This is a genomic window from Myxococcales bacterium, assembly GCA_016717005.1.
In the GTDB taxonomy this organism is placed as follows: Bacteria; Myxococcota_A; Polyangia; order Haliangiales; family Haliangiaceae; genus UBA2376.
This window is the reverse complement of the sequence record JADJUF010000021.1, coordinates 1-13,523: the sequence shown is the minus strand read 5'-3', so window position 1 is coordinate 13,523 and position 13,523 is coordinate 1. Positions and strand designations below refer to the sequence as shown.

The following is a 13,523-nucleotide window of genomic DNA, read 5'->3' as shown; positions in this document are numbered from 1 at the left end:
CGGGCTAGGACTGCCGTCAAGCCGGGAGGGTTGTCTAACCCGCGGCCATCCTAGGCCCCGGGCCGCGGCTCTCGCAACCCGGGCGTGACATCAGCGTCGCGGGCCCGAACCCAGGTAGGATGCCGCATGCGCTGGCCGGCCACCGTGATCGCGCTGGCGGCGGCCGCGGCGCCGGCGGCGGCCGACCTCGCCGACGTGCGCCTGTCGGAGGTCGCGACCGCGGCTGGCAGCGGCGATCCGGCGGCGCGCTACGTCGAGCTCGAGGCCACGGCCGCGGCGTGCGTGTTCCCGTCGACGCGGGTGGTCAGCTACGACGCCGCCGGCGCGGTGCTCGGCGACGTCGCGCCGTTCGCCAGCGCCACCTGCCTGGCCGCCGGCAGCTACCTGCTCCTGGCCACGCCCGCGGCCCAGGCCGAGTTCGCCACCGGCGCCGACGGCAGCCTGGTGCCGCCGCTCGATCTCGACGCCGGCCAGGTGTGCCTGGTGTCGAGCGCGACCCGCTACGACTGCGTGCGCTGGGGCGCGGTCGCCGCGCCGGTGCGCGATCTGTTCGGCCCCGACGACGCCAGCGCGGCGGTGCCGCCGCCGGCCGGCCTGGCGCTGGCCCGGATCGCGGCGACCGACGTGGTCGCGGTCGACTGGCGGGTCGAGTCGCCGACCCCGCGCCGGCCCAACGACGGCTCGCCGTGGGATCCGGCCGACGCCGGCGTCGACGGGCCCCGCCTCGACGCCGGGGTCGACGCGCTGGTGGTCGACGCCCAGCGCCTGGACGCGCCCGCCGACGCGGCCGCGCTCGACGGCAACCAGCGCTTCCTCGACCTCGACCCCGGCGGCGGCGCCGCGTGTGGCTGCACGACCGGCGCGACGCCCGACGGCGCGGCGGTGCTCGCGGTCGCCGCCGCGATGCTGGCGCGGCGCCGGCGCCGGCGCGGCCGCGGGTAGTCGTCACCAGGTCTCGGCGCCGTGGCACGCCGGATCGCAGCGCCTGGTCGCCGCCGTCCAGGTGCCGGGCTGGCGCAGGGCCACCTGGTTGATCCCGTCGACGTGCAGGCTCAGCCCGACGATGACGTTGCCGGCGCCGACGACGGTCGCGTGGCACTCCTGGCACGCGATGTTCTGTGACTTGACGTGGCGCCGGTGCTCGCCCGACATCGTGAAGCTGGTCGACGGCGTGGTGGCGTCGTTGTGGCAGGACGCGCAGGTGATGACCGGGTCCGTGGTCCAGGCCGCGCCGCCGTTGTCGGTGCGGCCGTTGCCGTGGCAGTGGGTGGCGCCGCAGGTGGCGGTGGCGAGCGTGTAGGTCGCGATCGGGTTGAGGCCGTCGAACCGGACCTCGGCCCGGCCGTCGCCGTCGATGTGGCCGGGCGAGAACACCGACGTCGGCTTGACGTGGCAGCGGGTGCAGTCCCAGGCGGCGTGGATCGTGGTCGCGCCGACGTGGAGCGTGTGCGCGCCGACCGCGACGGTGCTGCGCAGGAGCTCGCCGCCGACGCCGGCCGGCGGCGCGCCGGTCAGGTTGTCGGTGCCGCCGTGACAGAACGTGCACCGGGTCTCCCAGTCGGCGTGGCACGAGGTGCACGACACCGCGCTCATGCCGCCGCGGAGGTCGGCGCCGTGGCAGGCCTGGCAGGCCGCGAGGCCGCCGTCGTTGGCCGCGGCGCCGTGCGCGCTCGGCGCGGCCCAGCCGCCCGGGTGCGGCGACGCGGTCTCGACCACGCCGTCGAGGTGCAGCGCCGGCGCGACGAAGCCGCCGGCCAGCGACACGACCGCGGCGTGGCACATGCCGCACGCCTGCGGGACCGGCGCGCCGACCGCCGGGTGCGCGCCGCCGGGCGGCAGGCCGTGGCAGGTGCCGCACGCGGCCTGGCTGCCGTCGACGGTCGTCCACGTCGGCGTGTGGTTGCTGCCGCCGGGCAGGAGCGTGGCGCCGTGGCAGTAGGCGTCAGCGCAGCGGGCGCCGTCGAAGCTCGGGCTGGCGCCGTCGGCGCGCGCGGTGGCGCCGAACCGCAGCTCGGCCGGCAGCGGCGTGTCGAAGTGACCCGCCGCCAGGATCGTCGCCGGCACGCGGTGGCACTCGGTGCAGGCGATCGGCGCGCGCCAGGTCGACGACCGGAGGTGGCTGCGGTGGGCGCCGACCCCGCGGGCCGTGGTCGCGAGGTTGCCGCTGACGTCGCGCGGCGGCGACGGATCGCCGGCGCCGCCGTGGCACGCGTCGCAGGTGAGGCTCCGCACCTCGACCACGCCGTCGACGTGCAGCGCCGGGTTGGCGAAGCTGCCGTCGGGCGCGATCACCGCGTCGTGGCAGGCCGCGCACGCGGCCGGGGCCGCGCCGATGACCGGCGGGTGGCCGCCGCCCGGGGGCAGGCCGTGGCAGGTGCCGCACGCGGCCTGGCTGCCGTCGACGACGGTCCAGGTCGGCGTCGTGTCGGTGCCGCCCGGGCGCAAGGTCGCGCCGTGGCAGTAGGCGTCAGCGCAGGTGACGCCGTCGAAGGTCGGCGCGGCGCCGTCGGCGCGGGCCCGGGGCCCAAAGGTCAGCTCGGCCGGCAGCGGCGTGTCGCGGTGGCCGACGCTGTCGATCGAGGTCGGCACCGCGTGGCACTCGGTGCACGCGATCGGCGCGCGCCAGGTCGACGCCCCCAGGTGGCTGCGGTGGGCGCCGACGCCGCGGGCCGTGGTCGCGAGGTTGCCGCTGACGTCGCGCGGTGGCGACGGGTCGCCACCGCTGCCGTGGCAGCTGTCGCACGCGGTCGCCGACACCTCGACCACGCCGTCGATGTGCAGGGCCGGGTTCGCGAACCCGCCGCCCGCGGCGATCACCGCGCCGTGGCACGGCGCGCACGACGCCGGCGGCGTGCCGGTCACGGTCGGGTGCGGGCCGCCCGGCGGCAGGCCGTGGCAGGTGCCGCACGCGTCCTGGCTGCCGTCGACGATCGTCCAGGTCGGCGTGGTGTCGCTGCCGCCGGGCGCGAGCGTGGCGCCGTGGCAGTAGGCGCTGGTGCAGGTGACGCCGTCGAAGGCGGGCGCGGCGCCATCGGCGGTCGCCAGCGGCCCGAACGTCAGCTCGGCCGGCAGCGGCGTGTCGAGGTGGCCGATCGCGAGCGGGGTCGCGGGGACCCGGTGGCACTCCTCGCACGCGATCGGCCCGTGCCACGTGGCGGCGCCGAGGTGGGCCTGGTGCGCGCCGACCGCGCGCGCGGTCGTGGCGGTCTCGCCGCCGAGGCCGCGCGGCGGCGCCGGGTTCGCGGCCGAGCCGTGGCACGCGTCGCAGCTGGTCGCGACCACCTCGACGATCCCGTCGATGTGCAGCGCGGGGTTGGCGAACGAGCCGTCGGCGGCGATCACCGCGCTGTGGCACGCGGCGCAGGCGGCCGGGACGGGGCCGCTGACCGACGGGTGGACGCCGCCGGGCGGCAGGCCGTGGCAGGTGCCGCACGCGGCCTGGGTGCCGTCGACGGTGGTCCACGTCGGGGTGGTGTCGCTGCCGCCGGGCGCGAGCGTCGCGCCGTGGCAGTAGGCGTTGGTGCACGTGACGCCGTCGAAGCTGGGCGTGGCGCCGGCGGCGGTGGCGAGCGCGCCGAACGTCAGCTCTGCGGGCAGCGGCGTGTCGGCGTGGCCGGCGGCGCCGATCGTCGTGGGCACGGTGTGGCACTCGCTGCACGCGACCGGCGCGTGCCAGGTCGCCGCGCGCAGGTGGCTGCGGTGGGCGCCGACGCCGCGGGCGGTGGTCGAGGTGGCGCCGGTGACGCCGTTGGGCGGCGACGGGTCGCCGGCCGAGCCGTGGCACGAGTCGCACGCCAGCGGGTTGAGCTCGACGATGCCGTCGATGTGGTTGGCCGGCGCCAGGAAGGGCGTGCGGATGTCGACCGACGGGTGGCACGGGCTGCACCAGGTCGCGGCCGGGTGCGGCGGGCCCGGCGGCAGGCCGTGGCAGGTGCCGCACGCGGCCTGGCCGGCCTCGCCCGAGGCCCAGCGCGGCGTCGAGTGGGTGCCGCCGGTGAGGCTGGCGCCGTGGCAGTAGCTGGTGCATGCGGCGCCGTCGAAGCTCGGCGCGACGCCGTCGGCCGACGCCAGCGGGCTCCACACCAGCTCCGCCGGCAGGGCGGTGTCGATGTGCCCCAGCGAGTCGCGGGTCGGCGGGACGACATGGCAGTCCTCGCACGTGACGTCGCGGTGCCAGATGCTGTCGGTGGTCAGGTGGGCCCGGTGGGCGCCGACGCCGCGGGCCAGGGGGCTCGAGTTGCCGGTGGTGTCGAGCGGCGGGGCCGGGGAGGCGACGTCGCCGTGGCAGGTCCAGCACGCGGGCTCGGGCGCGGCGTCGATCTCGGCGTCGATCGGCGCGTCGACCGCGGCGTCGACCGCGCCGTCGAGCTCGGGCGCGTCGGGCAGGGCGCCGTCGACGGGGGTGCTGGAGCTGCCGCCGCAGGCGGCGAGGACACAGATCGCGAGCGGGAGCACGCGCCTCATGGCTCAGCGCGTTGCAACCTCGGCGCCGTGGTGGGGCCTGAGACAGCGCGCCGCACCGTCGAGATCGGCGCGGCGCGGATCCGCGCACGACCTGCGCGATCGACCGATCAGGCCGCCGCAGCGTCGCAGAGTTCGCGCGCGCGCGCGCGCGCCGATCGGGCGGTCCCGCGCGCGTGTGCAACGAGCGGACAGCGCGGCGCGCGCCGGCTCAGCGCTCGGACGTAGGTCGGTCGAGCGCTGGTGCACGCGGCGGGCGTCTCGCGTCGTGGGGCTGCGCGCCCCGCGCGGTCCCTCGCGGCGCCGGCCCGCTGCCCCTAGTTGTTGAGCGCGCCGGCCGCGATCCACGAGCGCACCCGGACGATCAGGCCCGGGTACATGTCGAAGTAGGTCGGGTTGCTCAGGGGCATGCGGGTGCCGCAGGTCGTCCCCTCGATCTTGCGCACCAGCGCCGAGTCGTCGGGGGCGCCCGGCGCGACCCGCGCCAGCGTCGCGCACGCCGCGTTGTTGGTGGTGACGCCGACGAGCGCAGCGTAGCTGCCGGACGCCGCGAGCGTGAGCCCGCCCTGCATGCCGTGGCAGGCGGTGCACTGCGCGCCGTCGAACACCGCCTGCACGTCGGTGAAGTGCGGCACGACCACCGCGAGCGTCACCGTGCGCGTCACCGGCGGGTTCACGCCGTCGCTGACCTCGACCGCGAGGGTGAAGGAGGTGTCGGTCGCGATCGCCGGGGACACCCAGGCGCTGGCGCTCGCGGCCTGGCCGTCGGGCCAGGTGCCGGGGGCGGCCGGCGTCACCTGGGTCCACGCGTAGGTCAGCGCGTCGCCGTCGGCGTCGGTGGCGGTGATCGCGAGCGCGGCGCGGTCGCCGGCGAGCAGCGTCGGCGGCGCGGTGATCGTCGCGGCCACCTCCGGCGGCGCGTTGGGCGGCGCGTCGATCGGCGCGTCGAGCGCGGCGTCGATCGGCGCGTCCGGGGCGGCGTCGGCGGCGGGGGCGTCGTCGCCGCCGCAGGCCGTGGCGGCGACCAGCCCGAGGGCGAACCTGCGTGCGTGCGAACCGAGGAGCTTGGACATGGCACCGGGACCGACGGCGGCTGGGCCGCGGCCGCGCGACGCTACTACGGCTACAGCCGGCCGGCGGACTTGAGCGTGGCGAAGAACGGCAGCGCCTCGCGCATCAGGTCGAGGTCGGGATCGAGCTGCTTGCCGATGCCCTCGGTGACCGCGATCGCGACGTTGCACATGGTGTAGGTCGCGTTCACGCGCACGCGGTGGGTGCGCAGGATGTTCATCATGTCGAGCGCCACCGTCGACACCTGCACCTCGCCCAGGGGCTTGCCCAGGTAGCGCCCGACGAAGGCGATCACGTCGGCCTCGTAGGCGGCGTAGTCGCGGACCTTGGCCGACGGCGAGAACTCGGCCATCAGCTTGGCCATGGTCTTGCCGTCGCCGGTGGCCCAGCTGGCGAACGACGCCGCGAACGCGCGCCGGGCGCGCTCGTCGAGCTCGGCGGTCAGGCCGAGATCGAGCAGCACCACCTTGGCGTCGCGGTCGACCAGGATGTTGCCGGGGTGCAGGTCGGCGTGGACGAAGCCGTCGGCGAAGACCATCTGCAGGAGCGTCCGGAAGCCGATCTTGGCCAGGCGGGTGGCGTCGGCGCCCTGCGCGCGCGGCGCGTCGAGCACCTTGGCGCCGACGATGAAGTCCATCGTCAGGACCCGCGGCGAGCACAGCTTCGGGTGCAGCCGCGGGAACGCGACGTCGGGATCGCTGGCGAAGTTCTTGGCGAACCGCGCGTTGTTGGCGGCCTCGACCGACAGATCGATCTGCGCGCGGATCGCGCGGCCGAACTCGTCGACGCTCTCGACCGGGGCCAGCAGCCGCGCCGACGGCGCGAGCGCGATCACCCGGGCGAAGAGCCGCATCACCGTCAGGTCGAACGCCACCAGGTCCGGCAGCCCCGGGCGCCGGACCTTGACCGCGACCGCGGTGCCGTCGGCCAGCTCGGCCTTGTGCACCTGCGCCACCGACGCCGACGCCACCGGCGCGCGGTCGAAGCGCGCGAACAGCTCGTCGGGCCCCCGGCCGAAGTCCTCGCGGAACGCGCGCTCGACGTGGCGCCACGCGAACGCGCCGACGTCGTCCTGCAGCCGGGTCAGCGCGCCGATGATGTGCGGCGGGAACAGGTCGGGGCGGGTCGACATGATCTGCCCGACCTTGACGAAGGTCGCGCCGAGGCCGATCAGCAGCGCCGCCAGGCGGCGCCCGAACCACGCCTGGCGCGCGGCCTTGCCGCGGAAGCTGAGCAACATCACCAGCCAGCCGATCAGCCACACCGCGCCGTGGAACAGCAACAGGAGCGCGATCCACAGCCCGCGACCGGCGAAGCGAAGGGCGCGCATGGCTGGTGTAGTATCAGCGGCCTGATGGCGCAGCAACGGCGGAGTGGGGTGGTGGTGGCGGGGCTCCTGGCGCTGACCGCGGGCGTGGCCGCCGCCGACGATCGGGCGATCGCGCTCACGTACGAGGCGCCCGACGCGTGCGTCGACGAGGCGACCGTGCGGGCCGAGGTGACCGAGCGGCGGCCGTCGGCGCGGTTCGCGGTCGACGGCGCGGTCCTGGCCATCGCCCGCGTGCGCGAGTCGCCCGAGGGCTTCGTGGCCGAGCTGACGATCATCGAGCCGGGCGCGGCGGCGACCAGCCGCCTGTACCCGCCGGTCGATCACTGCCTGGTCGCGACCGCGCGCCTGGCCGACGCGCTGGTCGTGCTGTTCACCGACCTGCCGCCGCCGGTCACCGCCCCGGGCGAGGCGCCGAGCCCGCGCGAAACGCGCCCGCCCGAGTCCACCCTCGAGGCGGCCGTCGGTCGCACCGTCGGCGCCAACCCGACCGCGGCCCCGACGATGGCCCTGAGCGTCCGCCGCATCAGCGGCCCGTGGTCGACCGGCGGCCGCGGCCGGATCCTGTGGGACGCCGAGACACCGGACGCGGACGAGGAGTTCCCGACCCGGTTCAGCTCGTACAACGCCGAGCTCATGTTCGTGGCGTGCGGCGCCTGGCGCCCGCTGCTGGCTTGTTTCGAGGCCGGCGTCGGCGCGCGCAATGTGTCCTGGTCCGGCACCTTCGATCGCGGCGCCGATCTCACGGCCTACGGCGTCGGGGGCGTCCGGGTCGGTGCGACGCTGTCAGTCACGCGCCGCGTGCACTTGATCCCCGCGGTCGAGTTGCTCGGGGTCACCAGCCAGCCCGCTACTGCCTCCCAGGTCCCCCTCGACGCCGAGCCCTACAGCGTGACCGCCGAACTCGGCGTGTCGATCGATTTCGGCGGCGGGCGATCTGCGCCACCAAAATCTCAGCCAGGCCCTTGACTCTACGGGCGCCGCCAGCTACCAGAAGGCCCTCGCGAAGCCACTCGCGAGCGACTCCTGGTGTGTAGCTCAGTGGCAGAGCACTACCTTGACACGGTAGGGGTCCACGGTTCAATCCCGTGCACACCAACGACACGATAGGGCGGGGATGTCGGGCGGTTGCGGCGATTGGGGGCGGCGGTGCCGGGGGCGCTGCAGGCCCCACCTCCCCGCGGACCTCCCCACTTTCTGCGAGGCACCCCGCCGGGCGAGCCCTCACGCGGTGGCGCGGTCATCACGCGGTGACCTTCCGGGTGAAGCCCCAGCCGGCGAAGGTCGCGCAGCCCGCGCGCAGCGCCAGCGCGCCCACGGTCGCGGCTTCAGCGGTCGCCCACACGACCGGCCCGGGGGCGTCGAGTCGCGGCGGCGTTCGACCACGGCGCGCGCGCGGCGGCGGCGCCAGCACTGGCGTCGTGGCGATCGGTGGCGGGACCGGGTTGCCGCGGTAGGCCATGACGAAGTCATCGGCGGCCGCCAGCAACTTCCCGAACCGCACGGGATCGAGCTCGGCCAGGCGCGCGCCGATCTCGCGCCACGCACCGACGCGGGCCGCACCGACGCGGGCCGCACCGGGATCGGGGTCGCCTGCGACGATCCTGGATGCGATGTCGAGTAGGCGCGCGAACCGCGCCGGGTCGACCTTCGCCAGCTCGGCGCCGGTGCGGTTCCAGCTGGTCACCTCGGCCGCGCCGCCAGGTCGCACCACACCACCGATCGCCAGCTCTCGAGCTCGGCCGCCGGATCGCCGCCGGCCGCGACCGCGCGTGCCAGTGCCAGCGTCGCCGCGATGGCGGCGCTGGTGTCGCGCTCGCGAATGACGGCGCCGATCGCGGTCCAGTCGAGCCCCACCCGCGGCGTCGCGCGAAGGTACTCGGCGCGCGCGGCCAGTTCGGCGACCGTGGTGGCGTACACCCCCTGCGGCCTGGCCTTCCCGCGCGGCATGCCCGACAGCCCCCGGATCGTGCGCCCGAGCTCGGCCCAGATCGTCGAGGCGTTCGATGAACGGGCGCTCATGACGGCAACCCGCCGCCGTTGGACGCGTCGAGGATCGCCACGGCCCCGTCAAACACGGCCTCCGGGTCGGTCGTCGCGTGCATGTCGACGATCGCTTGCGCCGCGATCATCAGGCGGCAGAACGCCGACGCGTCGAGCCTGGCGAGCGCCTGGCCGACGCGCGGCACCAGGTCGCGTGGTCCGCCACGTCGACCTTCACGGGTGCCCCGCGGCATCGTGCGCGTCCAGGATCGCGACCGCGGTCACCTCGGCCGCGCGCACCATCGACTCGAACAGCTCCGGCGCCGCACGGCGCAGCGCCGCGCCGACGTCCATCCAGCGTTGGAGCTCGGCGCGCTCTTCCCGGGCCGCGCGCGCCCCGTCCTCGGTTGTGTCGTGGGCCATATCAGTTCACCTCGGGTGTGGTGGGCGCGGTCGCGCGGGTCACGAGCGCGGCCAGGGTCGCGGCGACCTCATGGTCGCGGGCGGTCGAGTAGTGCCGCTGCATCGTCGCGGTGGCGTGGCCCGAGATCGCCCGGGTCACCACGTCGGACACGCCGGCCTCCCGCGCCAGGTCCTGCATCGTGCGGCGCATCGCCCGCGGGGTCACCCGGTAGGCCAGGCCGATCGCCGCGCCGCACTCGGCGAAGGGCTTGGCCAGGGCCTCGACCGGCAGGAACCCGCCGGTGGTGCTCGGGAACAGCCGGGTCCGACGCGGCAGCGCGGCCGGTGAGCGCGGCGACGTGATCGCGCAGCACCGTCACCAGCTCGGCCGGGAGGCGGATCCGCTGGTCGCGCCCGGTCTTGGTCGCCGGCATCACCTCGCACCGGCGGGTGTGCGACTGCCGCACGAGCAGTACGCCGGCCTCGAGGTCGAGATCGGGCGACGGGCCACGCCGGCGCAGCGGGCGCAGCGACGACGGGCGCAGCCCCGTCACGAACCCGAGCAACGTGATCGCGTAGCGGCCCGGGAACCGCGACCGCATCGCGGCGAGGAACCGGGGCAGATCGGCGGGCGCGAGGGAGTTCGGCGAATCGTCGGTGTAGGTCCGGTGACCGCGGGTGTCGAACGGCCGCACGCGCCGCATCGGATCGCGGAGATCGAACTCGTCGGCGGCAGCGGCGGTCACCACGCGCAGCACCGACAGGATGGTGTTGCCGGTGGCCGGCTTGGCCTCGCCGGCGCGGATGCGTCGGCCGTAGGTGCCCTTCCAGGCCTCGACGTCGGCGGACACGATCCGATCGACGAAGAGATCGCCGAACGCTGGCACCAGGTGGGCGCGAAGGATCGTCGACCACTTCTCACGGCCGGCCGCGCTGGCGATCCGACCCTCGGCCACCTCGCGATCGAAGATCGTAGCGGCGTAGTCCGCGAAGCGCGGCAGCTCGGCGGGGGCGGTGGTCCCGTTGCGCGCCTTGACGCGATCGATCTCGGCGGCCAGCCAGGCCGCGGCATCGTGGGGCCGCTTCGCCTGCGGCACCACGCGGCGCACTTCGAACTTGCGGCCGGTGCGGCCGTCGGTCCAGCGCGCCCGGACGTGGTAGCCCCCGGCCTTGCGCCGGTAGACGCCGGGCGCGACCGGGCGCGGATCCAGCAAGTCGTCCCAGCGTCGCACCCAACGGCCGCCGAGCTCGGCGCGCGTCACGCGTCACCGCCGGCGGCGGGCGCGCCGATCTCGTCGAGCGTACGGGGCTCGCCATCGGGCGCGAGGCCCTGGCCGACGACGCTGTAGCCGGCATCGCCGACCGCCGCCGCGATGGTCGACAGGGCGGCGCCGATCGCGTAGCGCACGCGGCGGGGGGCGTCACCCGAGGCGACCGCGGCGTTCAGCGCAGCCCATGCGGTGCATGCATCCCGCTCGGCCGCGGCCGGCCCACCCACTGCGCGAAGCACCGCGGCCCGCGCTTCCTCGAGGCAGTCGGCCGGCCAGAACACGTCAGCGCCGGGGGCTTCCAGGGCGTCGATCGCGTTGAACAGGTCGGTCGCCAGCCGGTTGATCTGGCCGACGATCGCGTGCGCGCGTGCGGCGAAGTCGGGCAGCGGCGTCACGAGGCCACCTCGCGGGCGAGCTCGGCCGCCGCTTCCCGATCGACGCGCGTCAGCAGCGGACCGCCGAAGCACGTCCCGTCGCACTGGTCGAGGCCGGCGGGGCAGTCGGCGGGCGTCTCGCACGGGTAGGCGCACGAGCCGGATCGGCACACCGCGCCGATCGGACACCCGCTCTCGTCGGCGCAGCGGATCGCGCAGGTCCCGGACTCGCACCGGGCGCCCGCGCCGCACGCGTCGACGTCGCAGGGGTAGCCGGCGGCGCACTCGCACGGCGCCCCGAGCGCGGGCAGACCTTCGCCCACCTCGCACGCCACCAGCGCCACCAGCGCGAGCGCGACGGCCAGGGCCAGGGCCGCGGTCGGGTGCATCAAGCCACCTCGACGGCGAGCGCGTGGGGGCCGGCCGCCCGGCGTGGTCGCGGTGGTCGAGGTGGTCGCGGTGGTCGCGGTGGTCGTGGTGGTGGTGGTGGTGGTCACGGTCGGTTCCTTCGGGTGTCTGCCAATGCGATGGATCGGCCGCTCATCCGTTGGCGGCGCGCGGTCGGGCGGCCCTCGGGGCTCGCCTCGGTTCATCTGGTACTCTACCCATTATGGGTAGCGTGGCGGGCGCCGCAAGTGGGCCGCGCTCGATTTCGGGTCCCGCGGTGGCGATTCCCGGTTTGGGAAGTGCTAGTGGGACCGCTTGCGCTTCAACGTGACCACCGCGGCGGCGAGGTCGGCGGCCTTCATCTTCGCGCCAGCCTCACACCAGGCCGCATGGTCCGCGCCGCGGATCGCCACGAACGGCGGCGGCACCGGCGGCCCGCTCGGGTCGGCCTTGGCGATGGCAGCGCGCACCCGCTCGATCGCGTCGAGGGTCGGCGCGCGGTCGGCGTTCTCGGCCAGCACGCGCCACAACGTGGCTTGCCCCATCCCACCGGCCCTGGCCACCGCGAGAAAGCCGATCGCGTCGACGCGCCGGCGCAGCTCCGCGACGTAGGACGGGGCCAGCTCGGGGCGGTGGGTGATCGTGCGCTTGGGGACATCGGCCGGCGGATGGTATCGGCGCGGCGGCGCGGCGTGGGCGTCGCGGCCACGGCTACACCCGATCCCCGAGGATCGAGATCCGGCGCACCCGGCCACCGCTCGCAGAGAAGGTGAACTTCAGGAGCATGGCGGCCAACCCGCTGATCGTCTGCCCCGGGACCGTCCAGTTCGCGGCGATCGTCGCTTCGCTGATCGCGATGGTGGTGTAGCTGGCGCCGGGGGTGGCGCTGGCGCTGGCGAACGTGTTGACGCCGGCGGCGTCGGCGCGGATGGCGTCGACGGTGATGGCGCAGGCCCCGTTGCCATAGACCTCGACGGTGATGTCCCGGATCTTCGTGAACGCCTCGACGGGGATGGCGACCGTCCAAGTCCCGAGCCCCGACGATGCGACGTAGTGGTTCGTCGCGTCGTAGGCCACGGATCCGGTGACGGCGCCGGCGACAGGGACGAACGACACCGACACGCTGGTGGCCTTGAAGCGCCCGCCGTCGAGGGGCGACGCTGTACCCCGCACCCATCGTCAGATCCGCGGCGACCTCGCCGGTCACCACCAGGTCGCCCGCGGTGGCGAGCCCGGCGACGTCGAGGTCGGACGCCAACACGGCGTCGCCCGTCACGCCGAGCGTCGTCGACACCGCCAGCGACCCGGCGATCGTGTGGTTTCCCGACAACGCGCCGTCGCTGAGGTACTGGCACCACGCGGCGGTGTACTTGTGCAGCCAGTTGAAGTACTCGGCGGGCGGGTTCTCGCCCGCGATGAAGCCCAGGAGCTTTTTCCCGGACGTGGGCTCGACGACGTCCGCGGACGGCCCGCTGGCGAAGGTGGGGACGGTGGTCGGTTTGGTGGACATGGTCGCTACTCGCTTTCGTGGGGTTCATCAGATCGGAGCGTCACGGCGGCTCACTGGAGGGTCATCCCTGGGCCGCCACGATCTCGTGCGCCGTGTAGCGCACGAGCAGCACGCGCCGGCCGAAGTCGTCGAACGTGGCGTCGCGCCCGGCGCCCGAACGGTCGATCGCGACCAGCGCGCCGGTGCGGAACAGGCGGTGCTTGTACGTGCGCCCGAGGTACGTGCCGATCACGACCTTGATCCCTGTAGGCGATCGGCACGCCGTCAGCGTCGGCGACGTCGAAGTACCAGGCCTCGTCGCGGCTGTTCCAGTACACGCGGAACGCGTAGTCGACGCCGTCCAGCGTCGTGCTGAACGAGTAGTCGACCTTCGATGGGATGACCGGCAGGATCTGCACTAGAACTGCCTCCGCCGGCGCGCAGGGCGTCGGCCGAGTAGGGCGCGCCGTCGAGGTCATCGATCGGCGCCGCGTCCTCGATCGCCTGCAGCTGCGCCCACCTCGGGTCGCTGGTCGACATCGGACTGCTTGTGACGTTGAGCTCGCCCGTGGCCTGGTCGAGGGTGTAGGTGCGTTCGACGTACCGGCCCGACACGATCGTCGCGCCCTGGCGGCGGACGCCTCGCTCATACCCCAGGTAGGACGTCTGGCCGGGTGAGGTCCGTCTCAGGCGCGTTCTGTTGCGCGAAGAAATCAGCCCGCTCCGATGGGTCAGCGGCTTCCCGGTGTCGACGTAGC

The 13,523-nt window shown here is 75.1% G+C and carries 15 protein-coding genes and 1 tRNA gene; 3 read left to right on the top strand and 13 right to left on the bottom strand.

Annotated features, from left to right (window positions below; translation table 11 throughout):
* Window positions 1-126: 126 nt before the first annotated feature.
* Window positions 127-942 (top strand): hypothetical protein, encoded by an 816-nt coding sequence (locus tag IPL61_18790; protein ID MBK9033289.1) that lies wholly within the window; start codon window positions 127-129, stop codon window positions 940-942.
* 3 nt (window positions 943-945) lie between these two features.
* On the opposite strand, the gene IPL61_18785 is transcribed toward IPL61_18790, so the two are convergent.
* From IPL61_18785 to IPL61_18775, 3 genes are all read right to left on the bottom strand, one after another.
* Entirely contained in the window at window positions 946-4,464 is a 3,519-nt protein-coding gene (locus IPL61_18785) for a CxxxxCH/CxxCH domain-containing protein (GenBank protein ID MBK9033288.1), read from the bottom strand.
* A 314-nt stretch (window positions 4,465-4,778) separates the two neighbouring features.
* Window positions 4,779-5,534 carry a hypothetical protein gene (locus tag IPL61_18780; protein ID MBK9033287.1) on the bottom strand — a complete coding sequence of 252 codons (756 nt, stop codon included), beginning with the start codon at window positions 5,532-5,534 and terminating at the stop codon, window positions 4,779-4,781.
* Between the two features lie 50 nt (window positions 5,535-5,584).
* Entirely contained in the window at window positions 5,585-6,862 is a 1,278-nt protein-coding gene (locus IPL61_18775) for an AarF/ABC1/UbiB kinase family protein (GenBank protein ID MBK9033286.1), read from the bottom strand.
* A gap of 24 nt (window positions 6,863-6,886) precedes the next feature.
* On the opposite strand from IPL61_18775, the gene IPL61_18770 reads away from it, so the two are divergent.
* Together IPL61_18770 and IPL61_18765 are read left to right on the top strand one after the other, a co-directional pair.
* On the top strand, window positions 6,887-7,828 hold the full coding sequence (locus tag IPL61_18770) for a hypothetical protein (protein MBK9033285.1): 942 nt from the start codon (window positions 6,887-6,889) through the stop codon (window positions 7,826-7,828).
* A 58-nt stretch (window positions 7,829-7,886) separates the two neighbouring features.
* A tRNA-Val gene (locus tag IPL61_18765) sits at window positions 7,887-7,958 on the top strand.
* A gap of 144 nt (window positions 7,959-8,102) precedes the next feature.
* Here IPL61_18765 and IPL61_18760 read toward each other — a convergent pair.
* The 10 genes from IPL61_18760 to IPL61_18715 form a co-directional block, all read right to left on the bottom strand.
* Window positions 8,103-8,573 (bottom strand): hypothetical protein, encoded by a 471-nt coding sequence (locus tag IPL61_18760; protein MBK9033284.1) that lies wholly within the window; start codon window positions 8,571-8,573, stop codon window positions 8,103-8,105.
* The gene (locus tag IPL61_18755) at window positions 8,543-8,809 is read right to left on the bottom strand and encodes a hypothetical protein (protein MBK9033283.1); all 267 of its coding nucleotides are present in this window, start codon (window positions 8,807-8,809) and stop codon (window positions 8,543-8,545) included. The genes IPL61_18760 and IPL61_18755 overlap by 31 nt, the downstream gene beginning before the upstream one ends.
* Before the next feature lie 68 nt (window positions 8,810-8,877).
* The gene (locus IPL61_18750; protein MBK9033282.1) at window positions 8,878-9,048 is read right to left on the bottom strand and encodes a hypothetical protein; all 171 of its coding nucleotides are present in this window, start codon (window positions 9,046-9,048) and stop codon (window positions 8,878-8,880) included.
* Between the two features lie 28 nt (window positions 9,049-9,076).
* The gene (locus tag IPL61_18745) at window positions 9,077-9,265 is read right to left on the bottom strand and encodes a hypothetical protein (protein ID MBK9033281.1); all 189 of its coding nucleotides are present in this window, start codon (window positions 9,263-9,265) and stop codon (window positions 9,077-9,079) included.
* Between the two features lie 68 nt (window positions 9,266-9,333).
* Window positions 9,334-10,458 (bottom strand): hypothetical protein, encoded by a 1,125-nt coding sequence (locus IPL61_18740; protein ID MBK9033280.1) that lies wholly within the window; start codon window positions 10,456-10,458, stop codon window positions 9,334-9,336.
* Between the two features lie 44 nt (window positions 10,459-10,502).
* Entirely contained in the window at window positions 10,503-10,910 is a 408-nt protein-coding gene (locus tag IPL61_18735) for a hypothetical protein (protein MBK9033279.1), read from the bottom strand.
* Window positions 10,907-11,386 (bottom strand): hypothetical protein, encoded by a 480-nt coding sequence (locus IPL61_18730; protein MBK9033278.1) that lies wholly within the window; start codon window positions 11,384-11,386, stop codon window positions 10,907-10,909. Before IPL61_18730 ends, IPL61_18735 begins: the two co-directional genes overlap by 4 nt.
* A gap of 192 nt (window positions 11,387-11,578) precedes the next feature.
* On the bottom strand, window positions 11,579-11,821 hold the full coding sequence (locus tag IPL61_18725; protein ID MBK9033277.1) for a hypothetical protein: 243 nt from the start codon (window positions 11,819-11,821) through the stop codon (window positions 11,579-11,581).
* A 166-nt stretch (window positions 11,822-11,987) separates the two neighbouring features.
* Window positions 11,988-12,398, bottom strand: coding sequence for a hypothetical protein (locus IPL61_18720; GenBank protein MBK9033276.1), 411 nt, complete (start codon window positions 12,396-12,398; stop codon window positions 11,988-11,990).
* A 449-nt stretch (window positions 12,399-12,847) separates the two neighbouring features.
* Entirely contained in the window at window positions 12,848-13,018 is a 171-nt protein-coding gene (locus IPL61_18715) for a hypothetical protein (GenBank protein MBK9033275.1), read from the bottom strand.
* Window positions 13,019-13,523: the final 505 nt, after the last annotated feature.

Excerpts from the sequence above, each read along its gene's own strand:
- IPL61_18775 (MBK9033286.1), bottom strand. The coding sequence starts at position 6,862 with ATGCGCGCCCTTCGCTTCGCCGGTCGCGGGCTGTGGATCGCGCTCCTG.
- IPL61_18755 (MBK9033283.1), bottom strand. The coding sequence starts at position 8,809 with ATGCCGCGCGGGAAGGCCAGGCCGCAGGGGGTGTACGCCACCACGGTC.
- IPL61_18770 (MBK9033285.1), top strand. The coding sequence starts at position 6,887 with ATGGCGCAGCAACGGCGGAGTGGGGTGGTGGTGGCGGGGCTCCTGGCG.
- IPL61_18785 (MBK9033288.1), bottom strand. The coding sequence starts at position 4,464 with ATGAGGCGCGTGCTCCCGCTCGCGATCTGTGTCCTCGCCGCCTGCGGC.
- IPL61_18780 (MBK9033287.1), bottom strand. The coding sequence starts at position 5,534 with ATGTCCAAGCTCCTCGGTTCGCACGCACGCAGGTTCGCCCTCGGGCTG.
- IPL61_18790 (MBK9033289.1), top strand. The coding sequence starts at position 127 with ATGCGCTGGCCGGCCACCGTGATCGCGCTGGCGGCGGCCGCGGCGCCG.
- IPL61_18725 (MBK9033277.1), bottom strand. The coding sequence starts at position 11,821 with ATGGGGCAAGCCACGTTGTGGCGCGTGCTGGCCGAGAACGCCGACCGC.
- IPL61_18745 (MBK9033281.1), bottom strand. The coding sequence starts at position 9,265 with ATGGCCCACGACACAACCGAGGACGGGGCGCGCGCGGCCCGGGAAGAG.